The following is a 24690-nucleotide window of genomic DNA, read 5'->3' as shown; positions in this document are numbered from 1 at the left end:
GGCGCAATACAGAAGAGCTTCTTCGTTGCAAATGCGATATATGAAAACATCAAAAAACTCACAGCACACCGATTATCAGAATTAGTGCAGAGCTATCGGTTTGTACAAGAAGTTGGCAGAAACTTTCTATTTGTTTTTTTGAGCTAGAAGATCCCTGATTTCAGATAAAAGTTGTTCTTCACGAGATATTTCTTTTTGTTTTTTTGTGGCTTCTTGCTTCTGGTGTATTTTGTTTATGACTTTAGCAAAGCAGAAGAGAATCCAGGATATTATCAGAAAATTAATGAGCAGAGTTATAAAGTTTCCATAGCTGATGGTTGCTCCTGCTTCTTTTGCAGCATTCAGGGTCATTTTCTTTTCACCCGCGAGTTGGAAAAACATGTTTGAAAAGTCAATACCTCCTGTAATAAGCCCAATAACTGGCATAAAAATATCATTGACGATTGAATTAACTAAGCTACCGAAAGCACTTCCTATAATAACACCAATCGCTAGATCAATCATATTTCCTTTTAAGGCAAATTCTTTAAATTCTTTAAGCATGGTATTTTTCCAATTTATATGTATGCGAACACTGCATGATAGTCCTTAACTATCGTTTTTGAAGGAAAAGAAAAGGGCGATTCTAAATTTTAAAAGAGAATACAGCACGCACGCCGATGTTCCTTAGCTAGAATATATGTGATTCTAATAATAATAGGCCTGATGTCAATGTTTACTGTATCCCATTTATGAGGTAAAATCCTGTGGAATTTGAAAGAGTAAAAAGAGTATCCTGACTCATTTCTAGCTCGTATGGTAAAAATTTATTTATCTAAAATTCTTTGGAGGTTGCCTATACTGAGGGTCTTCGTTTAATTTTTCTGATTGTTTAACACAGCCTTTCGGTGATAGGTAACTGAATTGAGATAAAAGAGATCTTTTTCATTTTTAGAGGAAAATTTGTGAGTTTTTTTCACCGTATTGGTCGTTCTGCTTTATTTATGTTAGATCCGGAAGGTGCACACCGTTTAGCTATTTTGGGGTTAAAAAGTGGATTAGGCCGTTTTCAAAAGATTGTTGATAAACGCTTATCTGTAGTGGTTACGAACCTTAATTTTGAGAATTTTATTGGTCTTTCTGCTGGGTTTGATAAGAATGCAGAGGTGATTGATGCTGCTTTAGGTTTAGGGTTTGGTTTCACAGAAGTGGGTACTGTTACACCCAAACCACAGGCTGGTAATCCAAAACCGCGTCTTTTTCGGTTGGTAGAAAATGAGGCTATTATTAACAGAATGGGCTTCAATAATAACGGTCATGAGGCTGTTTACCGTAGAATTCATGCAAGTAAGAGGCTTGGTGTTGTTGGAATCAATATTGGTGCTAATAAAGATACAGTCAATAAGATTGGTGATTATACTGCGGGTATCACGTATTTTTACGATGTTGCGGATTATTTTGCAGTTAATATTTCTTCCCCTAATACACCGGGTTTACGTGATTTACAGTCACGGGATAGTTTGCGTCTTTTGATTAGAGCTCTTTCGCAAGAGCGTAATGTAAATAGAGAAAAGTACGGATTTTCTGTTCCAATCTTTTTAAAGATTGCCCCTGATTTGGCAGAAAATGAACTGGATGATGTAGCAGAGGAGTTAAGCTCGTCCGATTTTGATGGTTTAATTATTTCTAATACAACCTGTCTTCGCAAAGGACTCAAGAAAAGTGTATCAGTGGATGAAGTAGGGGGATTATCCGGACGTCCATTATTTGAACTTTCTACAATTGTTCTTGCGAAAATGCGTCAAAAAATGGGTAAGGATATTGCGATCATTGGTGTTGGTGGTGTAAGGGATGCGCAGACAGCTTTGGAAAAAATTAAGGCTGGCGCCGATTTGATCCAATTGTATACTGCAATGGTATATGAAGGGCCTGGCCTTGCTACGGACATCATGAAAGATGTTTTGCAAATTATGCAGCGAGATGGTGCCAATACTATACGGGATTATCGGGATCAATCTGTTGAAAAATGGGCAAAATACACACTTCCTTTTTAGAGGCATCTGTTATTTTGTAAAAAAAATGTAGGATTTTTCAAAGGGGGCTTGCAAACTTTTGTGATCTTCCGTATGTCACACGAGGTAGGAATTCGGTATTTGTTATGCGGTTGTAGCTCAGCTGGTTAGAGCGCTGGTTTGTGGCACCAGAGGTCGTAGGTTCAAATCCTACCAACCGTACCAGTTTTCTTGGGGGAGAATTTTTTAGAGATAGTAGGTGCTTTTTACCTGGTATAAGGTCTCCGTGCTCTTAAAATTAAGTGGGTAAGCATTTTTTTGTAGCATCAATGCATGAAGTGATGCCATAATCAGGGGATCTAAAATTATTTTGTTGGTATCTGATGGCTATCAAACGTAGCGAAAAAGTAAGACGTGAAAAATCAAAGCCTGTTTCTAATTTTCTGAAAAGCTTGCGCGGTGTTAACAATTGGGAGCAAGTTTCCCAGTGGCTTGCGTTTCGAGGGGTAGAGGATATTGAATGTATCACACCCGATCAAGCGGGAGTTGCGCGTGGCAAAATGATGCTTTCTAAGAAATTTACGTCAGATGCATCTTTAGCGTTACCTTCAGCTGTTTTTATGACAACAATTTCAGGCGATTATCCAGAAGATGGTAATGGTTTTGAATATCCTAAAACAGATGGTGATTTGCGTCTTGAACCGGATCTTTCCACATTAAGTATCGTGCCGTGGGAAGGTGCTCCCACTGCACAAGTGATTTGTGATCTTGTTTATCAAGATGGGCAAGCTGTTGAGTATACACCACGCAATGTTCTACGGACAGTAGTTAATTCTTACACCCAAATGGGGTTGAAGCCGATTGTAGCACCAGAGATTGAGTTTTATTTAGTGCAAAAAAATCCTGATCCCGATTATCCTTTAGAACCTCCTGTGGGTCGTTCTGGGCGTTCAATTGGTGGGGGGCAAGGGTATTCAATTGCAGGTGTCAACGAATTTGACGGGTTGATTGATGATATTTACCATTTTTCAGAAATACAAGGGTTAGAAATTGATACTCTTATTCACGAAGAAGGGGCAGGCCAATTTGAAATTAATTTGCGTCATGGTGATCCGATTGAGTTAGCTGATCAGGTTTTTATGTTTAAACGGACGCTCCGTGAAGTTGCGCTCAAACATAATATGTATGCGACGTTTATGGCAAAACCTATTCAAGGTCAGCCAGGGTCTGCGATGCATATCCATCAATCCATTATTGATCAAAAAACAGGCGCTAATATTTTTGCGAAGGAAGATGGTCAGGAGAGTGAGTATTTTTATTATTTTATTGGCGGATTACAAAGACATATGGCGGGAGCACTTGTGATGCTCGCTCCTTATGTTAATTCTTATAGACGTCTTATGCCCAATGTTTCTGCACCGGTTAATTTGCGATGGGGATATGATAATCGTACGACAGCGTTTCGTGTGCCACGTTCTGCTCCACAAGGGCGCCGTGTTGAGAATAGGCTTCCTTCATCAGATGCTAATCCTTATTTAGCCATTGCAGCCTCTTTAGCATGTGGCCTTATTGGTTTGTGGCAGCATCTTGAACCAGATGAGCCAACGGAAAAAACTGTCAATGCCGATAATATTGAACTGCCACGTGGGTTGATTGAAGCTGTTAATCTGTTTGAGAAAGATGAAACTCTGCGCTCTATTTTAGGGGATGCGTTTGTAAGTACCTATGCTGCTATTAAACGGCAAGAATTCGAAACTTTTATGGAAGTAATTAGCGCTTGGGAACGTGAATATCTTCTTCTCAATGTTTAAGTATAACAACGATGATGAATGATAATCCTATTTCTCCAGGAATTTCTTGGTATGAAGATAGCATAGATGAGCGTCCTTCTTATCCATTTTTTGATGAAAAGGCACAGTTTGATGTTGTAATTATTGGAGGTGGCTTTACAGGTCTTTCTGCAGCTTATCATTTGGCTGTGGCAGGTATTAATGTTGCTTTATTTGAAGCTTCTCGTTTTGGTGATGGTGCTTCAGGGCGCAACGGAGGACAGTTAGGAACGGGTCAGAGACAATGGGTAGAAGTATTAGAAAAAGAATATGGCTTTACGCGAAGTAAAGCACTTTTTGATTTAGCTGAAGAAGCTAAGGAGGATATCCTGTTTTGGAGTTCCATGCCTCATTGTGATATAGATTTTATGACGGGGCAGCTCTCTGTCATTCATAAAAAGCGCTATATTCCAGCTTACAAACGGCATGTTGAAGCAATGCAACGCTACGGGTATCATGACCTTACTTTTGTAGATGAAGCTGATACAGCTGCACGACTTGGTTCCTCCTTTTATCATGGTGGTATTTATGATAAGAAAACAGGTCACATTAATCCTCTAAAGTTAGTTGTTTGGTTGGCAAAACAAGCAGAAAATGCCGGTGCAAAACTTTGTGAGAAGACAAAAGTTACTGCAATAGAACGAAAAAGCGACCATTGTATCGTGAAAACGGAACGTGGGAGTGCAAAAACTGAAAATGTTTTTCTAGCAACCAATGCATATAATCTTGAACTTCAGCATTTTGTTAACAACAAGATTATTGCTATTCGCTCTTACATTGGAGCAACAGAACCACTTTCTAAGGATAGTTCGATTCTTTTGAACAGAGAAGCCGTTGATGATTCTCGTTTCATGGTACGTTATTTTCGCAAGAGTGTTGATAATCGCTTGCTATTTGGTGGAGTAGAAAGCTATGGCAATCAGCATCCAGTTCATTTAGATGAGCGTATATGTCAGCAGATTACTGAAGTTTATCCTCAACTTCGTGCAATTCCATTATCTCATCGTTGGGGTGCAACTGTAGCGATTACTGTTGAACGCATGCCTTATGTGCGCCAGCTTTTTCCAGGTGTTATGTATTGTGGTGGGTATTCAGGACATGGAGTTATGTTAGCTCCTTTTTTGGGGAAATTATATGCTGAATGGTTATCCGGCAATCATGAGCGTTTTAAGTTATTTCAAGATCTAAAAATTTCTTCTTTTCCAGGAGGCAGGGCATTACGTTATCCGTTTTTGTTTCTTGTAATGAATTTTTTTGCTCTAATGGATCGTTTCTAATAAACTATTTATTATTTGAGCCAGGAGGGGTGGCCTTTCGGTATGTATTTTTTGCATGGTGTGTTTCTAGTCCAATAAAATGTGTCATTTAACGGTTAACGGTTGGGGAAATTATTCCTTTTTTATTTTAATGAATAGTACGGGTTTAGAGAGAAATTATCATAATAGCATTATAAAAATTCCACGAGGGAACGAATTATATCAACGAGGTTAAAAAGAAGAAGATGCTTAAAATTTCGATATTGATATTTGGTGAATTCGAGCGGCAGCTTTCAATGTATTGACCATGAGCATCGCAATAGTCATAGGACCGATACCTCCAGGAACAGGAGTAATTGCGGCAGCTTTTTCTTTAATTTTTTCAAAATCAACATCACCGACAAGACGAGTTCCATTAATACCTTTTTCTGGTGCTGCAATTCTGTTAATACCAACGTCAATAACAACTGCGTTATCCCTAACCCATTCTTTTTTTATCATGAGCGGACGTCCGACGGCTGCAACTAAGATGTCAGCATTATAGCATATTTTATCAAGGTCACGAGTTTTGCTGTGGGCGAGTGTTACAGTGGCGTTAGCTGCTGTAAGTAGGGTTGCCATGGGTTTCCCAACAATATTAGAGCGTCCAACGACAACCGCATTGAGACCAGACAAATCTTGTCCGCATTGTTGTTCGATTATCATCATAGCACCAGCCGGTGTGCAGGGGATAATAGCATCTTCAAGTACATTTGCTGTCAGTTTTCCTATATTGCTATAATGAAATCCGTCAACATCTTTTTGTACAGAGATAGCTTGCATTATTGTATTTGTATTGATGTGCTCAGGCAAGGGAAGCTGTACCAAAATACCATGAATTTTAGGATCAGAATTTAATGTTGTGATGAGTTGAATGATATCTTTTTCAGGGGTTTTTTCAGGAAGCATATATTTTTTTGAAAGAAAGCCACACTCTTCCGCTCTTTTACTTTTTGATGCGACATAAACATGGCTTGCAGGGTTGTCTCCAACAATTATAACAGCAATACCAGGTTGGATTTGGTGATTTTCGTAAAGCCTTCTTGTTTCGTTTTTTATTTTGGCGACAATATTTTCAGCAATTTTTTTCCCGTCGATAATATTATCCATTAGGGAGGATCCTTTCAGTTAAGGCTATTTAATTTTCTGTAAGGCATCTTTGAGAAATGCATTAGAACTTTATTATCATATTAAAATAAATACGGTGAATGTGATAGGTAGTTTTTATGAGATGATTTAGGAAATCATTGAAAATGGCTTTTTTGTAAAATGACAAAAATATCATTATACCAGAAAAGTTTAGATAAAAATGAAAACAATAAAGCCATTCAGTAGATATAGTCGGTTGTGCGGTTATAAAAATTTTTTAATATCTGTTTGATCTACTTTGAATAGAAGAAGAAATATAGAGGTAGTTGTGCGTGCCGGAGTAGTAAAATTTGTAAGTGGGATTTTTTTCGTAGTTATTTTTTTGTTGGAACCTTTGCTGTTATTTTTCCTTATATTGCTTCGACAGATGCGATTCGGATCCGCTTAGCAAAAGATTTAAGTGCATGGGTAGGATATGATGTGCAACTATCAGACCCTCTGCGGTTGAGTCTATTTCCTTATCCAAAAGTACTTCTTTCAGGTATTACGATAACTTCACAAGGGGATGGTGTTGTTTCTTTAATGGATATTGAGTCGATAGAAGTCGATCTCTCCTTTGTCAATCTTTTTAGGGGGCGCATTTCTCTTTCAGAAATACGGATTGTACGTCCACAATTTGTTATGGAAAAGCCCATTAAAAAAGTAACATATTTTTTTGAGACACTTGCACAGTCACAGGGCACTTTGGGGCTAACAGTACGCAATGTTCGTGAAATGATTGGAAAAGATCCAGATAGACAAGATATATCACATCTTTTGGATCAACCTTTTGGACGTATTGTCATTGAAGGTGGTACACTGACATACCGTGATAATGTCTCTAAAGTAACAGAAAAATTAACAGGATTAAATGCAACATTAGATTGGCCAAACTTGATGCGAGCAGCACGTTTTCGAGCAAGTGCTTCTTGGCGTGGAGAATTAACAGAATTGTCAATGGACTCTGACAAAGCTTTATTGCTTTTAGCAGGAGGAAGAAGTTCGCTCAGGGTTCGTGTCAATTCACCACATGGCAGTGTAACATTTAGGGGACAAGCGCAACTATCTGAGTATTATATTTTTGATGGGAATGTATCAATATATTCTCCTGACTTGAATCGAACATTATCTTGGATTGGAAGTAATCATATCCTTGAAGGGTATCGATTCAGAGTTCCTGTGGTTTGGGAGTCTCGTTTTTTAGCACAGCCAACATCTGTTCAAATGAATAATATTACATTTGCAATAGGGACCATCAATTCTCGTGGTTCTCTGGAATTTGATTTTCAAAAGCATAAGCCTTACATTATCGGGTCTTTGGCTTTTGATAATTTAGATTTAAGTATATTGGGATCGACTTTATCAATTGGAGAGATGGATAAGTTTTTTGATGTAACAATTTTTGATCGTATTGGATTGGATGTAAGATTTTCAGCACCGCAAGCAAATGTAGGGGGTATTATGCTAGCCGATTTGGCGGCAGCGATGCAAATTAAAAATGGACGCGGTATTTTTGATCTTGGAAACGCCAGTGTTTTTGGAGGTGCTGTCCAGAGCAATATTCAGATTACGCCAAAAGGTCGAAGAATGCATGTTGAGGGACGCATTTCTGGGACTTCTATTGATATGCAAAATATTGCTGTAGCTTTGAATCTTCCTTCATTTGTGCAGGCTAAAACTGATTTTATTATGACAGCACGAATGGTTGGTAATAATTTGCCAGAGCTTTTAGCAAAGATGCAAGGGGATTTGATATTAAATGTGTCAACAGGTCGATTGCTGGGATATAATTTAGATGATGTACAGAAAGATTTGCTGAATAATGAACAATTTTCTTTAGTGAAAAATGATGCAGTATCGACGATTTTTAATCACTCCGATATTAAAGTAGCATTTTCAAATGGAGGTATAACAGCAGCGGAGTTATCAGTGCATACAACGGATTGGAGTTTGCATATACGAAATCCTGTTATATCTACGATGAAAAATAAGCAGGTAGAATGGAGGTTACAGGCACGATTCCAGTACAACGATTCTCTAAGCGTTCCATGCGAAGGGACCCAATGCAGTGTGAACAATCCCGTTCAATCAACAGTCTTTTTTCTAGAGCCTTCGGAGTCTATTTTAGGAGACTTTTTTATTGAAAAGAAAAAGACAAAAATGCATTGAATTTTTCTTAAAATCGGTCTTCTCTTAGGAAGATTCCCCAAGAATGATTAGAGATAGCCTTTTTGAATAACTTTGTTGAAAAGGTATTGATGCGTTTTATTGAGGTTTAATGGAGATTCCATAACCATCTTCTGGGATAGCATGTTCTCCATCCGCTCCAACTGAACTAATTCCGACGGCAACTAGAATAAAAGACAAGATCGTAGCAACAGCAACAACTGCGGCTTTTTTTGCAGACATATTTTTTCCTTTGCAGAACGAATCACTGAATACGGTTGCAGACACTATTATAGCATCCTTAAAAAATAGTTACCTGATATTGCCTTGTCTAATCGTGATTTAGCACAGGATAAAAAATCCAATTGTGCCTTTATCCTATTTTAGGGGAAGAGATATCTTATCTGAGTCGTATTTTTAGCTTGAATCATCTTGACGATGACAGTCAGCTCTGTCACAAATTTTTTTATGTGTACAAGTTATAAATTTCATAGATTATTCGTTCGTCAGGAACTTTCTTTGAATGGTGAACTCGTTATAGAAGGAGCGCAATTTTTCTATCTCGCATATGTTTTGCGTATGAAAAAAGGAGCTAAAATTTTATTATTTAATGGGCATGATGGTGAATGGCTTGCTGAGCTTACGTCCATTAATAAAAAAAATGCGGTGGTTCAGATTATAAATCAGGAAAGATTGCAAACAACGCGTTCGGATCTCGTATACTGCTTTGCTCCACTTAAGCATGCTCGTTTGGATTATATGGTACAGAAAGCTGTAGAGATGGGGGTTTCTGTTTTACAGCCTGTTATAACACATCATACACAGGTAACTCGCATTAATGTGGCTCGTATAGAGGCTAATATTGTTGAAGCAGCTGAGCAGTGTGGTGTTTTATATTTACCAGAGTGTGCTGCACCGGTGTCATTAAAAGCTCTTTTATCTTGTTGGGATAATAAACGCTCTCTGTTTTTTTGTGATGAATCTCATGAACTTTGTAATCCTTTACCTTTTTTTAAAAAACATGGAACAAAACCAGCAGGTATTCTTGTCGGGCCAGAAGGTGGTTTTAGTGAAGAAGAACGATTTTTCTTAAAACAGCACTCTTTTACAATTCCGATATCATTAGGTCCACGTATTTTACGTGCTGATACTGCAGCTATTGTTGCGTTAGCTATTGTTAATGCTACAATCGGGGATTGGGGAATTGATTAAGGGGCTTGCAATATAATGAAAAAGGATTCATTTACAGTTGGAGAGTTCACGATAAGGTGAGATAATTAATGGCGTTTGAGACAGCGAATGGAAACAAAATCGACAATTTGGAATCTTTAATTGGATATTTTCAAGATGGTTGTAAAGTGGAGGGTGATTGGCGTATCGGTACAGAGCACGAGAAATTCCCATTTTATATAGATAATTTTTGTCCTGTTCCGTATGAGGGCGTAAGGGGTATTCGCGCACTTTTGGAAGGTATGCAAGGAATATTAGGGTGGGAAGCTATCTTAGATAAAGGAAAAATCATCGGACTTATCGGACCAGAAGGACAGGGAGCTATATCTTTAGAACCTGGGGGGCAATTTGAATTGTCTGGTGCACCGTTAAAGACAGTGAATCACACCCATCGTGAACTTATGGAGCATGTAGCTCTTCTCAAGAAGATTTCAGCCCCACTAGGCATTGGTTTTTTGGGTATAGGTTTTAGTCCGAAGTGGACTTTGGATGAAATACCCAAAATGCCCAAGTCGCGTTATCAAATTATGACCAATTATATGCCAAAGGTTGGCCGTAATGGTCTTGATATGATGTATAGAACATCAACTGTTCAGGTTAATCTTGATTTTTCATCTGAAACAGATATGCGGAGAAAAATGCAAGTATCTATGAAATTGCAGTCGATTGCAACGGTGTTATTTGCAAATTCTCCCTTTACTGAGGGACGTCCAAATGGTTTCTTATCTTGGCGTTCTGCTGTTTGGTGCGACACTGACGACAAAAGGACAGGCATCCTTCCTTTCATATTTTCTGAACGCTTTGGTTTTGCAGATTATGTTGAATGGGCACTTGATGTTCCAATGTATTTCGTTATACGCGATAAGCGTTATTATGACTGTACACATATAACATTTCGTCAATTTATGAATGGAGCCTTACAGGGACAAATTATAGATGCGGTACCCACTGTGGAAGATTGGATTAATCACCTGTCGACCTTATTTCCGGAGGTGCGGTTAAAGCACTTTTTGGAAATGAGAGGGGCTGATGCTGGCTCTTTGCAGAATATTTGTGCGTTATCAGCCTTTTGGGTCGGGCTTCTTTACGATAGTGAAGCACTTAATGAAGCGGAAGCTTTGACAAAGGATTGGTGTTTTGAAGAAGTTTTAGATATGCGCAAACGTGTTTCAAAAGAGGGGCTTAAAACATCTTTTCGCAATACCACAATTTTGGAATTAGCGCGTCAGGTCGTTGCTATCGCACGGAGGGGTTTAAAAAATCGTCAACAGTATGATGATTATGGTCTTGATGAAACACGTTTTCTCAATCCTCTTGAAGAAATAATTTCACTTGGTCAAACGGGCGCTGACAAGCTTTTATCCCATTACTACTCTATTTGGAATGAGAGCGTAGATGCTGCATTTTTAGAGCATGCTTATTAGGATTTTGGAGCAATAACCCGAGGGATTTAAGCTTTCATTAATGGTGATGGTCGTGCTTTTTTGTCTTTGATAGATAATATTTCAACGAAGATATTTTCACTAAAAACCATGTAGATCCGCTGTTTATAGTTGTATAAACCAAATGTGAAGGGAATCCATCCAGTAAATTATTTTTTACATTCATTGTTTTATTCAACTACATATTGAATCAGCGTTGTGTATGATGTTGTATTCTACCAAGTAGAAGTTTTTTATCCAAAAAGTTATATGCGACGAGCTGAATATGACTCGTATATATTAAGTTTACAAGATTTTCTAAGTTCCGAGCAAACAAGGTGAAGGGAAACTACCTCCCCTTACAAAAACAAACCACCCCACACTGAATACTTCAGCAGGATAGGAAGAAACAACCACACTATAAACTCATTTATTGTGAATTAACAGGCACGAAACACGAATAACGGGTGCATGTACTACCTTATAGCAGAAGATCGACCACTGCTCACAACACCTTCACGCTGTGCACGTTTACGAGCAAGTTTGCGCGTACGACGAATAGCCTCAGCTTTTTCACGGGCACGCCTTTCAGACGGCTTCTCATAGTATCCACGCATTTTCATTTCGCGAAAGATACCTTCACGCTGCATCTTCTTCTTTAACGCACGCAGCGCCTGATCGACATTATTATCACGAACGAGTACTTGCACAGTCCACCCTGCTTTTCATCTTGAACATCAACAAATGGGCAAAATCCCAAGACCTTTTAAAAAAGGACAATCACAAGGAGCGCATACCATACAAATGAGATGTTTGTCTATATCGCTTTTAAAAAACTTAATTTTTTGTTGTAAAAGGCTTATTTTACGTTTGAGGAATTAGGCTAAAGGATATTGATTTATATTATCATTTTCAATTTACGTAAAAGATGTCATTGGTGACGTGATGGTGTGTAGATTGATACAGTTATAACGCAATTGGGAGAGGATAGTGCTTTGCAAAAAATCAGCTGTAGAGTAGGCAGTCCAAAGTCACAGAATATAAAAACTGCAAAGAAATTTAAAAAAACACCCGTGATACGAACGTGTAAGACAGAGTAAAAATCCACGAGAGTGGCGCACCCGAAGAGATTCGAACTCCTGACCCCCAGATTCGTAGTCTGGTGCTCTATCCAGCTGAGCTACGGGTGCACTGTATACGTACAAAGATATGGGGTTCCTAATCGTTTCGTTGACGAATTGCAAGTAAAAGTTAGGAAAAATTTTTACCCCCAACATAATTTGGATTCTTTTTAGAAACTTTAATTAGTATTTTTACCTTATAGGCTGCGATCATGTTTATTTGTTAATTAATGATAATTTAATATGAACGATAGTTAACTTGACGATCTGATATATGAGGACTAGTCATATTAGTAAGATCGCATAGGAGAAATATACTTTTTTAGAGGGGATAGTGTGTACAATTTATAGGTTCTTTTGTGGGGCTTAATTGTCGCTGTTGCGAATTATTTCAAAGAAAAATTCCTATTAGTTTATTAAGGATGAAATATATGGGATTGTTGAAAAAAATCATTCCATTGGTACTTTTGGTTGTTGTTGTGGCTATTTCTTATTGGTGGTCAAATCGTGGTACAGAACAGGTTGTTTCTACAGTAACTGAGAGGAAAGATACTTCGCGTAAAACAAATAAACCATCTGTTCAGATGCCTGCGGCTAATGTTGTCGTAGATCTTGTAAAGATTCAAAATTTTTCTGAAAATTTAAATCTTATAGGTAATGGGCGAGCGGTTGAGTCTGTAGAGTTAATTCCTTGGTCGGCAGGAATCGTTGATAAGATTTTTGCGTCAGCTGGGGATAGGGTTCAAATAGGTGATGTGCTTGCAAAGCTTGATTCTGAGAAAGAAGAAATAGCTGTTGCAAGGGCAAAGGTTCAGCGTGATAATAGTGAATTAACGTTTTCACGTATTTTGACGTTACGTTCCACAAATACAGCAACAGAAATGCAAGAAATTACAGCACGCTTGGAGTTAGAGAATGCAGATTTAACTTTGCGGGATGCTCAACTAGCTCTTGATAGGCGGGAGATACGCACGCCAATTAATGGAACCGTTGGTATTATGCCTATTAGCTTAGGGAGTGCTGTTTCTACAAACACTGTGATAAGCCGTGTCGAAAATAAGAAACGTATTTTGGTTGATATATGGGTACCTGAACATTATTCCTCTCGCCTTCATGAAGGTGATGAAGTTATGATTGCTCCGACGTCTCAGTTAGATCAGGTATCTGCTGGCCGTATTTATGCACTTGATAACGTCGTTAATGCAGATAATCGCACATTTCATGCTCAAATTGAAATCCAGAACGAGAAAGAAGCTTTTATGTCTGGCATGTCTTTTGTTGTCACATTGCAGTTTCATGGAGGGCCACTGCCTGTTATTAATCCTCTTGCTGTTCAATGGGATGGTAGAGGATCATTCGTTTGGCGTGTTACAGATGGTAAGGCTGAGTATGTTCCAGTCTCTATAATTCAACGGCAGGCAGATAGGGTATTTGTGCAAGCGCCTTTGGAGAAAGGAGATAAAATCGTTATTCAAGGGGTACAAATGCTCCAACCAGACAGAAGTGTTCTTGTGCAAAATTTAAGTGATTATGAAGAGCCGTTATCGGTAACGAATGAACAGGATGCGCAATGAGTCAAGATTCTGTCATAAAACAGCCTTTGGGAAAATTGCAGCAAAACGACATTATGGCATTTTTTATTCGGAGGCCTGTTTTTACTTTTGTTTTGAATGCAATGATCATAATTGCAGGCTTCGCTGCATGGACAAGTGTTGATGTTCGTGAATTACCGGATGTAGACATTCCAGTGATAACAATTATGACAGATTTTTCTGGTGCATCAGCAGAAACAATTGATCGCGAGATTACAAAAATTGTGGAAGATGCAGTTTCTCGCGTTTCTGGGGTTAAAACAGTTTCTTCAACATCTTCTTTTGGTCGCTCTCGTGTAGAAGTTCAATTCGATGTTGGTATTGATTTGAATGTTGCATCATCTGATATGCGCGACGCAATTTCCCGTATTTTACGCTCTTTACCAAAAGATGCTGGTTCACCAGCAATTATTAAAGCAGATTCAAATGCGTCGACGATGATGTATATTGTCGTAACCTCACTAATGATGGATGTTGATGATTTGACTATGGTTGTAAATAATCAAATTGTTAACGCACTTTCTTCTGTTGATGGTGTTGCTGATGTACAAGTTGATAGTGCTCGGACAAAGATTTTTCAGATTGATATTGATCCTATGAAGCTTGGAAGTTACGGGCTAACTGTAGCAGATGTTTCTCGTATTCTTTCTGATGCGGTGGTTGATGTGCCTGTAGGGTCTCTTCGGAGTTCTAAGCAGGAGTTGATTGTTCGTGCTACCACTCGTTTAACAACACCGGAAGAATTTGAAGCAATTGAATTAAGGCCACATGTACGGATTGGCGATTTTGCACGTGTTTCTTTATCACCTGATATAGAGAGAGCTATTCTTCGTATTAATGGAAAGACAGGAATTGGATTGGGTATCGTGCGCAAGGCACAGTCGAATACTCTGACTATTTCAGAAAATATTCGAGCTGCTCTTGATCGCCTTCAAACTGTTGTTCCTCCTTCTGTACATATGAGTGTTATTAGTGATGACGCCATTTTTATTAGGGGTGCTCTCCACGAAGTAGTGATAGCACTAATTATCGCTGTACTTAGTGTGATTATGATTATCTTTCTCTTTTTAAGAGATTTTCGTGTAACACTAATTCCTGCTTTGTCGATACCAGTTGCTTTGATTGGAACAATTGCTGCAATTTACCTTGTCGGTTTTTCCCTAAATATTCTCACATTATTAGGGCTCGTATTGGCAACAGGGCTTGTTGTCGATGATGCGATTGTCGTTCTTGAAAATATTGTGCGAAGGCGTAATATGGGATTAGGTTCTCGATCTGCGGCAGTATTGGGAACACGTGAGGTTTTTTTTGCTGTTTTGGCAACAACTTTAACATTGATAGCTGTTTTTATTCCTATTTCTTTTCTTCCTGGGCAAGTTGGGAGGCTTTTTAGAGAATTTGGTTTTGTTTTGGCAATTTCTGTTCTCATTTCTTCAGTAGTTGCTTTAACACTATGCCCGATGTTGGCTTCACGGTTTCTTAAAGAAAATATTGGACATAATAAAAATGAGGCTCGCCATTTTATTATTTTGGATAGGTTGGGTACTTTTTTTAGCAAAAACTATGCCCACTATTTGCATAAATGTTTGGAACGTCCTTGGACCGTTATATTGGCTTCCGTTATTTTTTTCGTCCTTTGTGTTGGAGGCTACACAAAATTGCAACAAGAACTAACACCAATGGAAGATAGGGCCGCTGTTTTTCTAGTCATTCGTGGGCCGCAGGGTATTTCAACACAATATTTGGATGAGCAGGTAAAACAAATTGAAGCAAGCTTGCAATCGTTGTATGATGCCGGGGAGATTGTAAATAGTTACTCTATTGCAGGAGCGCGGGGTGCATCCAATAATGCTTTTCTTGTTTTATTGCTTGCATCTTGGAATGAGCGTTCACGTAGTCAGCAAGAGATAGTCAATGACATTAATGCAAAAATTGGGAAATTCTCTTCAGTATTCGCATTTGCTGCACAGGGAAATTCCTTAGGTGTTTCAGGAAGCGGTCAGGGACTACGATTTGCAATTCTTGGTGATAATCGCGAGAAATTACAATCAATTGCTGGTGAGATCGTAAGCGCTTTACAGGATGATTCGCGTTTTATACGTCCACAACTTACCCTTGATGCAACGCAGCCACAATTTTTTGTCGAGATCAATAGAAAAAGGGCTTCTGATTTAGGGATTGATATCACCAATTTGGGTGATACGCTGCAAGCAATGTTGGATGGAAAAAAAATAGGTTCTGTTTACGTGGATGATCATTCGTATGATGTCATATTAACATCACGCGAAAAGCCTGTGACCACTCCGTCTGATTTAGATAATATTCTTTTAAAAACGAGAGATGGTCGATATATACCACTGTCAGCAGTTGCACATTTACATGAAAATGCTATCGTACCTCAATTAAAACGTGAACAACGTATGAGTGCTGTGACTTTGAGTACTAATATTGCTTCAGGTATTACTTTGGGTGCTGCTTATCAGGCTGTAGAAAAAATAGCTTTACCTTTTTTATCAGGAGGAAATTATATCATCCCTCTGGGAGAAGCCGCGATGCTTGATGAAACATCTTCTAATTTAACGATTGTGTTTGGAATTGCTTTTTTAATTATTTTATTAATTTTAGCAGCACAATTTGAAAGTTTCATCTCGGGTATCATCATAATGGCCACCGTGCCATTAGGGTTGGGTTGTGCCGTAATTGCTATGCTTGTAAGTGGTGTCAGTCTTAATATCTATAGTCAAATTGGCTTAGTTTTATTAATTGGTATCATGGCTAAAAATGGTATTTTGATTGTAGAGTTTGCAGATCAATTAAGGGATCAAGGAAAAACACTACGCAAAGCTATAGAGGAAGCTTCCAATGTTCGTCTTCGTCCAGTATGTATGACGATGATTTGCGCTGTTTTAGGTGGTATTCCTTTAATTTTAGCAAAAGGTGCTGGTGCAGAGGCTCGTATAGCTTTAGGTTGGGTTATTGTAGGCGGTTTGGGGCTTGCAACGATTTTTACTCTTTATGTAACACCCGTTGTTTATCTTCTTCTTGGGCATTTTATTGTGTCAAAAGCAGAAGAAACTGCTCACTTAGAAAGAGAGTTGCGCCAAGTTGAATAGTTTTTGTCAAAGGAAAAAGACTTATTTGCAGAATTTTTTAATATAATTAAAAGATGCGTTATCATGTTTTGCTACTTTTACGTGTAGATTGTGAGAATTTTGTACTTGAGTGTTGAATAGCTATAGGAGGTATGCTGTATGCTTCTTAACGAGAGAGATCTTGAGCAAAATTTGGTAGCTTTAAAGCAGCATGCCATGCAGAACAAGGTATGTGATATTCGTCAACATTTTCTAGAGGATAAGCAGCGTTTTGCTCATTTTTCTCTTTCTTTTGATGATCTTCTTTTTGATTTTTCAAAATGTGGTGTAACGACGGATACATTACGTCTTTTAGATAATTTCGCTGTTGCAGCAGGTGTGCTGGATCGGCGTGATGCAATGTTTGCAGGAGAGGCAATCAATACCACAGAAGGACGTTCAGTTCTTCACACTGCGTTACGTTTATCACCACATGAAAGTTTTATTTTGGATGGTTGTGATATTGCTCAGGATATTCAGGCTGTCCTTTCTCAAATGGAACAGTTTTCCAGAGAAGTTCGCAGTGGTTGCTATAAAGGATATAGTGGTGAGAAAATCACTGATGTTGTAAATATTGGCATCGGAGGATCCAACCTTGGACCAGAAATGGTTATTGGTGCTTTAAAACCTTATCATGATGGCCCTCGCTGTCATTTTATTTCCAACGTAGATGGTGCGCATATTACAGATATTCTTGCTGATTTAAATCCTAGGACAACATTATTTATTATTGCATCTAAAACTTTTACTACAGTTGAAACACTTAAAAATGCTCAAATTACACAGCAGTGGATCTGTACCCACTTGGGGGCAGAAGCTATTAAAACGCATTTTGTTGCTGTTTCGTGTGCAACTAAGAAAGTAATAAAATTTGGTATAGATTCTGCAAATATTTTTAAGTTTTGGGATTGGGTAGGGGGACGTTATTCTGTGTGGTCAGCGATTGGTCTGATCATTATGCTGGCTATAGGGGAGCAAAGGTTTCACCAATTTTTGGAAGGGGCTCGGCAGATGGACCAAAATTTTAAACGTAGCCCACTAGATAAGAATATTCCTATACGGTTTGCGTTGTTAGGTTTTTGGCATCGCGTGATTTGTGGTTATCCATCTCGTGCTGTGATTCCTTATGCGCAACGCTTGGCACGTTTCCCAGCTTACTTGCAGCAGCTTGATATGGAATCAAATGGGAAAAATATTACTTTAGATGAAAAACCGATAACTATTCCAAGCGGTCCAGTTATTTGGGGAGGGGTCGGGACAGATGCACAACATGCTTTTTTTCAATTTTTGCACCAAGGAACAGATATCGTTCCTGTGGAGTTTATCTTGTTTGTAACGGGACATGAGACTCATTTGCACCATATGCATGATATGCTTGTAGCTAATTGTTTAGCGCAGTCAGAGATTTTAATGAAAGGTCGTTCTTATAAAAATTCTGACGATGGTTTGGTAAATAAACAAGAGAATAATGGTGAAGCAGAGAATTTAGTGTTTTATAAAAGCCTACGAGGAAATCGTCCTAACATTATTATCCTCCAGGATTTGTTAACCCCTTTTTCTCTTGGACGTTTGATTGCTCTTTATGAACATCGTGTTTTTGTTGAAGGTATTTTAATGGGTATTAATTCGTTTGATCAATGGGGTGTTGAGCTTGGCAAAGAATTTGCAGATAAATTACTTCCAGAAGTGCGAGGAGAGAAAAAAAATGGTAGCCATGACGGTTCCACATTAGGGTTATTAGAGCATATTCAGAAAAGACGTACCAAAAAGTGTGTATGAAGCAACCATTATAAAGGAGGGTCTTGGCGGAGAGAGAGGGATTTGAACCCCCGATAGAGTTTCCCCTATGCCGCATTTCGAGTGCGGTGCTTTCAACCACTCAGCCATCTCTCCGTTGTAAAAGAAAAAAATTATTGCGCGGCTATAAGTGTATATGGTTGCTAGATAATCTGCAATCATGTGAAGTACAACCCCCTTTCCTTTATTTTAAAGCTTTCTTGACAGAGAATGTAAATTCTATCATATATAGTAAGTAGGCATGGAGTGGTCCGCGCGCATTTGTGTTTTAGGAAAAGTCTTTTATTCCTTTGGATTTATGGCGACTGATAAAAAGCAGACTGCCTTTTCATCAAGGAAAGGTGAGAGGTAAGATCTGGATCGAACGAAAGGATAAATAATGTTCGCAGTCATTAAGACGGGTGGTAAGCAGTATCGTGTTGTTGCCAATCAGATACTAAAAGTTGAAAAGGTTGTTGGCGATGCTGGTGATATTGTTCAGTTAGGCAGTGTGTTGATGGTGGGCGAAGGGGATGGGGCTGTTGTTGGTTCACCTGTCGTTGCTGATGCCGTGGTTATGGTTGAAATCATAGAGCAGGGGCGTGCGCGCAAGGTTATTTCGTTTAAGAAACGCCGCCGCCAGAATTCAAAGCGTACTCGTGGCCATCGCCAGGAGGTGACGACGCTTCGTGTGATAGAGATTTTGACTGGGGGGGCTAAACCCAAAACGAGGAGTACGAAGTCAGCTAATAAGGGGAAGGCTGAATCAGAAGAGATGGGGTCTTCTTCTAAGAAGAAGTCTGCAAAAACCGTTGAAGGGAAGAGTGTATCGCAGAAGGTGACAGCTGTGATCTCGGAGAGTAAAGAAGATTAAAGGAGAATATCCATGGCACATAAAAAGGCTGGTGGTTCCTCACGCAATGGTCGCGATTCAGAGTCGAAGAGACTCGGTGTTAAGAAGTTTGGTGGTCAGATTGTTTGTCCCGGTAATATAATTATTCGTCAGAGGGGTACGCGCTGGCACCCAGGTGAGAATGTTGGTATGGGGAAGGATCATACTTTGTTTGCGCTTTCAAATGGTAGGGTGTCTTTTCGTACAAAGGCTAATAGCCGCTCCTATGTTTCTGTTGTTCCTGAGTAAATTTCGAAAAATTGAATCAGGTTTTTCCTTAGATTATCTTGTGATTTTATCGGGTTGTAGGGCGTCGATTTTTTATTGCGGGGTACAGAGGGGAGGGGTGGTGCTTCTTTTTTTAGGGTAATCTAGCAGGTGTGCGGGCCGATGTGGGCATGATTTCTAGATTGTTTCTTATTGAATGGGATTTGCTGTTCTACTTTCTTTTGGGGGGATGTTGCTTAGTGAGCAAGGCTTTTTGGTAGTTTGCTTCCTTTGATGTAGGAAGCGATGCTGTGCAATTTCTTTCCGTATTAAATTAGAGAATTACGAATTGTGGTAGTGTCCACATAGTGGCTATGTGAAGCGACAATGTGTGATTCTTGCAAGAATTCCATTCTACAATTTATTTGTAATTTTAAATTATGGATTGTGCTCATGATAGGACAAAGCAGTTTAATGTTGTCTTATTTTCTTCATTCTATGGCCTCATTTATCTTGTTTGTTAGGGTTATGCAGTACAAAGGTTTCTGAAGAATGCGGGGTGAGCTTCAGTGATTGGAAATGGCATTTTGGGTAGGAGTTCTTCATGAAGAGACTAAGTAGAAGTAGTGTTAGTAGGGTGTTTGTGAAAAGTGAGCTAATAAGTTGATTTGTATTGTGTTTGGCAATTTTGTCATCATAGCTTTTCAAAGATTTGAAGTGGCTCGTGGTCGTGTTGTTAGTTACTGGGGTGCGTGCGTTGGAGCAAGTGAATTATTGTAGAGGAGTAAGTAGGGGATGTAGGGGGTGCTTTTAAAGGTGATATCACTGGTTTGGTGAGCATATAGCCTGGGGGGGTGTAGTTGTCGATGTTGGTGCAGAAAAGTGAGTGGAAGTTTTTTTCAGATGGCTGTTGCTATCTTGATCTGTAGGCCTTTTCGTTGGATTTTTATGAAAATGAATGATCGGGCTGGTTTTAACTGAGAATTAAATTAGTTTTGAGGGGATTACAGGAGAGTGCCGGGTATTTAGTGCAGTTGATCGTGGCATTGTGTCTTTGATGTGGGTCTGATTGCAATTGTGCATTCGAGTGGATCTGTGTTTTTTGAGTATTTGCTCTGAAAATTATGAGGAAAGCCGTGAGAGGGCCACAACAAAGAGGAGTTTTCTTTGTTGTAGGGGGGGGGATTTTGAGTAGTGAGTCTCGTAGTTATGTTCGATCATCCGCTTAAGTGTATTGGGATGTGTCTAAGTTAAGCGAGAGTTTTATAAAATTCTTGTTTTCGAGAGATTGTTTCAAAAAGTGTGTTTGAAAATTCCTTATAATTCGTTGTGGGACGTAAGAAGGGAGAAGAAGTGAGCTTAGTAAATTGCAGTGAAACAGATATTTTGTCTCTTAAGTCTATACAACTTTCGGCTGTTTTTAGTCATAAAAATGATGCGATTTATGCAGCTGTTAAGTTATTGATGGGAAGCGATGTAATTAAGCAGCATCATTTAGGGGGTATAATAGGAAGCAAATTGATAACCAATGTGGCAAGTATTTGGTTTAGGAGCGGTGTGGCTGTCATTTATGGAATAACTGAAAGTTATCAATTAGTTATGAGAGATGCAGTTTCTGTTGTGCAGATTCCTGCAGGTGTTGAATGGCAAGATGAGCGTAGGGTTTATTTGGTTATTGCGGTTATAACTTGCGCAGATCTGCATATAAAAATTTTAAAGAAAATCGCGCCTATTCTGTTTGATGAACAGAAGCTGAAAGAGCTTTCAGTGATTGAAGATAAACAGAAAATTATTACAGCTTTGTTGGGTAGATCTATAGGAGAAAAGGTTGATTTAGTTAGCGATCTTTCAGTGGCGAAGAAGTGGGTTTTAGATTATCCGAATGGTCTTCATGCTCGCCCGGCTTCTATTTGGGTTAATTTTGCAAAAAAAAATCAGAGTCCTATCAGAGTTCGGTACGGTGGGTGTGTTGTTGAAATGAAGGATTTTGTTGGTTTGTTGCAATTAAGAGTGACAAAAGGCAGTGTTTTGGTCTTTTCAACAGATGCATCGGGAGGCGAGGCACTCCTCAAAGATGTAATTTCTGTTGCTGAGAAAGTGAGCATGAGTGAAAAATCATATGGTGAGAAAATGCAAGCTCAAACTAAGATTTTTCGTGATTGGTGTCCATCTTCAAAGTACAGAACTATTTCTGGTATTCAAGCAAGTCCGGGGCTAGCGATTAGCAAAGCTTGTGTTATGAGACGAGATGATGTTTTGGTAGTGGATAAGCCGGTTGATTTTACAACAGGTGTTGCATGTCTTGAAAACGCCCTGAAAAGAACAAAGAAAAAAATGGCTTCAATCATTGATGATACTACAAATCGTATGGGGTTGGATTCTGCTGCAATTTTTGCTGCGCAGGCTGTTTTTCTTGAAGATGAAGCATTGATTGCTCAGGCCTGCCATTTTATGGCAGAAGGTCATGGTGTCTCTTGGTCTTGGGATAAGTCTGTACAGCAGTTTGCTAGTACGCTTTCTAAGGCTAATGATCCTTTACTGGTTACACGTTCTGTTGATTTAATTGATGTTGGGCGTCGTGTTTTGGGTGAGATTAATCCGTTTTATAGGTCATTTTTTTTACATAATATTCCACGTGATATAATCCTTTTTACAGATGATTTGTCCCCTTCTGACGTAGTTCAGCTCGACTGTAAAAAGGTATCTGGAGTAGTAACTGCACTAGGAAGCCCTATATCTCATGCAGCTATTTTGATCCGTACATTGGGAATACCGATGGTTGTTTCTGTGGGTAATGATATTTTAGAATTTAAGAACGATGTACAAGCCGTGATTGATGGTGAGAATGGTTTTGTTTATCTTGATTTATCATCTTCGGATATCAAACATGCTAAGAAGCATATAAAGTTTTTGGCAAAAAAACGCGATGATGAAAAAGTTGCGTGTGAATTGCCTGTGCAAACGACAGATGGGCATAGGATTCATATTTTGGCTAATATTAGTGATGCAAATCAGGTTTCTTTAGCAATAAATTCAGGTGCTGAAGGTGTTGGACTTATGCGTACAGAATTTTCATTTTTAGGAGGTTCTGATATTCCCGATGAGGATGTTCAATTTGATATTTATCGTGCGTTGGTTGCTGCTGTAGGTGACAAACCATTGGTTATTCGTGCATTTGATGTTGGTGGAGATAAGCGGATTGAGAATTCGGATTTACTTAAAGGAGAAAATTCTTTTTTAGGAGTTCGAGGCATACGATTTTTATTGCGTAGGCGTGATCTCTTAATTCCTCAGTTGCGTGCTTTGTATAGGGTAGCAAGAGAAGGTGGAAAGCCATGCATTATGTTTCCAATGGTGATATCTGTTTCAGAAATTTTGGTTATGCAGAAAATTATGGAGGGAATTCGTAATGACATCGGTGCACCAAAATTGAAACTTGGCATCATGATTGAAGTTCCGGCAGCAGCGATAATGGCAGATGTGTTAAGCTCTTACGTTGACTTTTTTTCGATTGGAACAAATGATTTGACTCAGTATACGATGGCTATTGATAGAAAAAGTTCACATCTCACTTCAGAGTATGATGATCTAGACCCCGCAGTTCTTCGTATGGTTCATGGGGTTGTTAAGGGTGCACTTAAAAATGCATGTCGAGTTAGCGTATGTGGGAATATTGCTGCTGATCCATTTGCAGCGATGATCTTGATTGGATTGGGAATTAGTGAACTTTCTATGGCATTATGCGATATTCCTATCGTTAAGGAATATCTGCGGGCTCATCGTTTTGAAGATATGAAAATACTGGCAAGACAAGCATTGCAGTGTGAGACTGCGCAAGCGGTACGGGCTCTTCGCAAATCGCTAAAATAGTTTGATTTTAGCAGGAAGTTATGGTGAGAGCTGATTGGGCGAAAGAGAAAGAAGCTTTGCCAAGAACTTTCGTTTAAATATGTTTTGTATAGTTTGTGGTCTTTATCCGCCTTAAGAGCAAGTGCCATTTCTCTTTTTTCGTATAAAAAGGGATATATTCAACTATTTTGGATACTTTATTGTAAGAAAGCAGCATTTCAAATTATGCATAATGAAAAAGGTTCAATGAAGAAAGAGTACGTACCAATTTCAATGTATAAAAAGGTTTTTTAATTTTCAAGTGTAGAGTTTAGGCTTGCGTGTTATTTTTTTCTCAGTATAAATGTAGTCCTTTGGAGAGGTGGCCGAGTGGTTGAAGGCGCACGCCTGGAACGCGTGTATACGGGAAACTGTATCGAGGGTTCGAATCCCTCTCTCTCCGCCATTTATCAATAATATCAATAGCTTAGATCAAGGTTAGAAAATTTCAAGCCATTTGATTTTATTGACTTTTTTTAGAGCTTATTCCGCATTTTTGTAGTTTTTTATGGCTTCTAGAGCCAGTCTTTTGTGATTTGCGCTCTTGGTGTAAGGAGATGCCATTTTGTCTTCAGTCCACCCAAAAAGTGCTTTCATTTGTAGAACTGTTGCTCCTGCATTAGCTGCTCTTGTTGCTGCTAATTTCTTAATCCATGAGCTGATTTTTTTAACGTTTGCTACGTTACAAGCTTCTCTGAGTACGTTACCAAAACTTTCTTTGGGTAGTTTCTCACCGTTTTTGCCACAAATAAATGTTTCATCACCAATCGGGCCAATTTCAAATGTTTTAGCTAATTCAGGTAAAATGGGAAGAAAGACATCCATTTGAAATTTACTTTTTTCCGTTTGGCTTAATTTCCATCAATTCACAGCCTTGTTTTTTAGCTTCTCGTAAGGCACGAGCAATAGCAGGCTGTGTTATGGTCGGTAGTCTATGAGCCATGTTGAATATCCTTTTAATTTTTGGGCGCAACTCACTTGTGGCGTGAAAGGCGCATAGTTAGAAACAGTTGTGAGAAGGGT

16 protein-coding genes, 4 tRNA genes and 1 pseudogene are annotated in these 24690 nt (G+C 38.8%); 14 read left to right on the top strand and 7 right to left on the bottom strand.

Annotation, left to right across the window (positions count from 1 at the left end):
- Nucleotides 1-126: 126 nt before the first annotated feature.
- Nucleotides 127-543: a large conductance mechanosensitive channel protein MscL gene (gene mscL / locus PU02_RS00100; RefSeq protein WP_053943555.1), complete on the bottom strand. Its 417-nt coding sequence runs from the start codon at nt 541-543 to the stop codon at nt 127-129.
- A gap of 401 nt (nt 544-944) precedes the next feature.
- On the opposite strand from mscL, the gene PU02_RS00095 reads away from it, so the two are divergent.
- The 4 genes from PU02_RS00095 (at nt 945) to PU02_RS00080 (ending at nt 5097) form a co-directional block, all read left to right on the top strand.
- Nucleotides 945-2033 carry a quinone-dependent dihydroorotate dehydrogenase gene (locus tag PU02_RS00095; RefSeq protein WP_053943554.1) on the top strand — a complete coding sequence of 363 codons (1089 nt, stop codon included), beginning with the start codon at nt 945-947 and terminating at the stop codon, nt 2031-2033.
- Nucleotides 2034-2139: 106 nt separating this feature from the next.
- A tRNA-His gene (locus PU02_RS00090) sits at nt 2140-2216 on the top strand.
- A 158-nt stretch (nt 2217-2374) separates the two neighbouring features.
- Nucleotides 2375-3802: a glutamine synthetase family protein gene (locus PU02_RS00085; RefSeq protein WP_053943553.1), complete on the top strand. Its 1428-nt coding sequence runs from the start codon at nt 2375-2377 to the stop codon at nt 3800-3802.
- An 11-nt stretch (nt 3803-3813) separates the two neighbouring features.
- Complete coding sequence (locus PU02_RS00080; RefSeq protein WP_053943552.1) at nt 3814-5097, top strand: NAD(P)/FAD-dependent oxidoreductase; 1284 nt, start codon at nt 3814-3816, stop codon at nt 5095-5097.
- Nucleotides 5098-5325: 228 nt separating this feature from the next.
- Here the strand turns inward: PU02_RS00080 and folD are convergent, their stop codons facing one another.
- The gene (gene folD, locus PU02_RS00075; RefSeq protein WP_053943551.1) at nt 5326-6225 is read right to left on the bottom strand and encodes a bifunctional methylenetetrahydrofolate dehydrogenase/methenyltetrahydrofolate cyclohydrolase FolD; all 900 of its coding nucleotides are present in this window, start codon (nt 6223-6225) and stop codon (nt 5326-5328) included.
- Between the two features lie 327 nt (nt 6226-6552).
- Between folD and PU02_RS00070 the strand changes: the two genes are divergently transcribed.
- Complete coding sequence (locus tag PU02_RS00070; protein WP_335337475.1) at nt 6553-8412, top strand: AsmA family protein; 1860 nt, start codon at nt 6553-6555, stop codon at nt 8410-8412.
- A 96-nt stretch (nt 8413-8508) separates the two neighbouring features.
- Here the strand turns inward: PU02_RS00070 and PU02_RS06870 are convergent, their stop codons facing one another.
- Nucleotides 8509-8652: a hypothetical protein gene (locus PU02_RS06870; RefSeq protein ID WP_200903952.1), complete on the bottom strand. Its 144-nt coding sequence runs from the start codon at nt 8650-8652 to the stop codon at nt 8509-8511.
- A gap of 225 nt (nt 8653-8877) precedes the next feature.
- On the opposite strand from PU02_RS06870, the gene PU02_RS00065 reads away from it, so the two are divergent.
- Both PU02_RS00065 and PU02_RS00060 read left to right on the top strand, forming a co-directional pair.
- The gene (locus tag PU02_RS00065) at nt 8878-9621 is read left to right on the top strand and encodes a 16S rRNA (uracil(1498)-N(3))-methyltransferase (RefSeq protein ID WP_053944583.1); all 744 of its coding nucleotides are present in this window, start codon (nt 8878-8880) and stop codon (nt 9619-9621) included.
- A gap of 68 nt (nt 9622-9689) precedes the next feature.
- The gene (locus PU02_RS00060; RefSeq protein ID WP_053943550.1) at nt 9690-11063 is read left to right on the top strand and encodes a glutamate--cysteine ligase; all 1374 of its coding nucleotides are present in this window, start codon (nt 9690-9692) and stop codon (nt 11061-11063) included.
- Nucleotides 11064-11536: 473 nt separating this feature from the next.
- Here PU02_RS00060 and rpsU read toward each other — a convergent pair whose 3' ends face one another.
- Nucleotides 11537-11770, bottom strand: coding sequence for a 30S ribosomal protein S21 (rpsU, locus tag PU02_RS00055; protein WP_053943549.1), 234 nt, complete (start codon nt 11768-11770; stop codon nt 11537-11539).
- A gap of 403 nt (nt 11771-12173) precedes the next feature.
- Nucleotides 12174-12250 (bottom strand) — tRNA-Arg (locus PU02_RS00050).
- A 362-nt stretch (nt 12251-12612) separates the two neighbouring features.
- On the opposite strand from PU02_RS00050, the gene PU02_RS00045 reads away from it, so the two are divergent.
- From PU02_RS00045 to pgi, 3 genes are all read left to right on the top strand, one after another.
- Nucleotides 12613-13755, top strand: coding sequence for an efflux RND transporter periplasmic adaptor subunit (locus PU02_RS00045; protein ID WP_053943548.1), 1143 nt, complete (start codon nt 12613-12615; stop codon nt 13753-13755).
- Nucleotides 13752-16886, top strand: coding sequence for an efflux RND transporter permease subunit (locus tag PU02_RS00040; RefSeq protein WP_053943547.1), 3135 nt, complete (start codon nt 13752-13754; stop codon nt 16884-16886). The genes PU02_RS00045 and PU02_RS00040 overlap by 4 nt, the downstream gene beginning before the upstream one ends.
- Before the next feature lie 138 nt (nt 16887-17024).
- Nucleotides 17025-18683 (top strand): glucose-6-phosphate isomerase, encoded by a 1659-nt coding sequence (gene pgi, locus PU02_RS00035; RefSeq protein WP_053943546.1) that lies wholly within the window; start codon nt 17025-17027, stop codon nt 18681-18683.
- A gap of 24 nt (nt 18684-18707) precedes the next feature.
- On the opposite strand, the gene PU02_RS00030 is transcribed toward pgi, so the two are convergent.
- Nucleotides 18708-18797 (bottom strand) — tRNA-Ser (locus tag PU02_RS00030).
- Between the two features lie 283 nt (nt 18798-19080).
- Between PU02_RS00030 and rplU the strand changes: the two genes are divergently transcribed.
- The 4 genes from rplU (at nt 19081) to PU02_RS00010 (ending at nt 24073) form a co-directional block, all read left to right on the top strand.
- Nucleotides 19081-19554: a 50S ribosomal protein L21 gene (rplU, locus tag PU02_RS00025; protein ID WP_053943545.1), complete on the top strand. Its 474-nt coding sequence runs from the start codon at nt 19081-19083 to the stop codon at nt 19552-19554.
- A 12-nt stretch (nt 19555-19566) separates the two neighbouring features.
- Nucleotides 19567-19821, top strand: a complete 255-nt coding sequence (gene rpmA / locus PU02_RS00020) for a 50S ribosomal protein L27 (protein WP_053943544.1) — start codon at nt 19567-19569, stop codon at nt 19819-19821.
- A gap of 1311 nt (nt 19822-21132) precedes the next feature.
- Nucleotides 21133-23649, top strand: coding sequence for a phosphoenolpyruvate--protein phosphotransferase (ptsP, locus tag PU02_RS00015; protein ID WP_236824004.1), 2517 nt, complete (start codon nt 21133-21135; stop codon nt 23647-23649).
- A 334-nt stretch (nt 23650-23983) separates the two neighbouring features.
- Nucleotides 23984-24073, top strand: a tRNA-Ser gene (locus PU02_RS00010).
- Between the two features lie 77 nt (nt 24074-24150).
- On the opposite strand, the pseudogene PU02_RS00005 reads toward PU02_RS00010, so the two are convergent.
- Nucleotides 24151-24516: pseudogene (locus PU02_RS00005) on the bottom strand (tyrosine-type recombinase/integrase); the annotation flags it as partial.
- Nucleotides 24517-24690: the final 174 nt, after the last annotated feature.

Origin of the sequence: Bartonella ancashensis, from assembly GCF_001281405.1 — a bacterium.
Classification (GTDB): Bacteria; Pseudomonadota; Alphaproteobacteria; order Rhizobiales; family Rhizobiaceae; genus Bartonella; species Bartonella ancashensis.
The sequence above is the reverse complement of the archived record's forward strand: the minus strand, read 5'-3'. Positions and strand labels throughout refer to the sequence as shown.

What these genes read in the sequence shown, in the direction of transcription:
- pgi (WP_053943546.1), top strand. Translation starts at nt 17,025, where the DNA reads ATGCTTCTTAACGAGAGAGATCTTGAGCAAAATTTGGTAGCTTTAAAG.
- folD (WP_053943551.1), bottom strand. Translation starts at nt 6,225, where the DNA reads ATGGATAATATTATCGACGGGAAAAAAATTGCTGAAAATATTGTCGCC.
- rplU (WP_053943545.1), top strand. Translation starts at nt 19,081, where the DNA reads ATGTTCGCAGTCATTAAGACGGGTGGTAAGCAGTATCGTGTTGTTGCC.
- PU02_RS00080 (WP_053943552.1), top strand. Translation starts at nt 3,814, where the DNA reads ATGATGAATGATAATCCTATTTCTCCAGGAATTTCTTGGTATGAAGAT.
- PU02_RS00040 (WP_053943547.1), top strand. Translation starts at nt 13,752, where the DNA reads ATGAGTCAAGATTCTGTCATAAAACAGCCTTTGGGAAAATTGCAGCAA.
- PU02_RS00060 (WP_053943550.1), top strand. Translation starts at nt 9,690, where the DNA reads ATGGCGTTTGAGACAGCGAATGGAAACAAAATCGACAATTTGGAATCT.
- PU02_RS06870 (WP_200903952.1), bottom strand. Translation starts at nt 8,652, where the DNA reads ATGTCTGCAAAAAAAGCCGCAGTTGTTGCTGTTGCTACGATCTTGTCT.
- rpmA (WP_053943544.1), top strand. Translation starts at nt 19,567, where the DNA reads ATGGCACATAAAAAGGCTGGTGGTTCCTCACGCAATGGTCGCGATTCA.
- PU02_RS00065 (WP_053944583.1), top strand. Translation starts at nt 8,878, where the DNA reads ATGTGTACAAGTTATAAATTTCATAGATTATTCGTTCGTCAGGAACTT.
- PU02_RS00045 (WP_053943548.1), top strand. Translation starts at nt 12,613, where the DNA reads ATGGGATTGTTGAAAAAAATCATTCCATTGGTACTTTTGGTTGTTGTT.
- PU02_RS00085 (WP_053943553.1), top strand. Translation starts at nt 2,375, where the DNA reads ATGGCTATCAAACGTAGCGAAAAAGTAAGACGTGAAAAATCAAAGCCT.
- mscL (WP_053943555.1), bottom strand. Translation starts at nt 543, where the DNA reads ATGCTTAAAGAATTTAAAGAATTTGCCTTAAAAGGAAATATGATTGAT.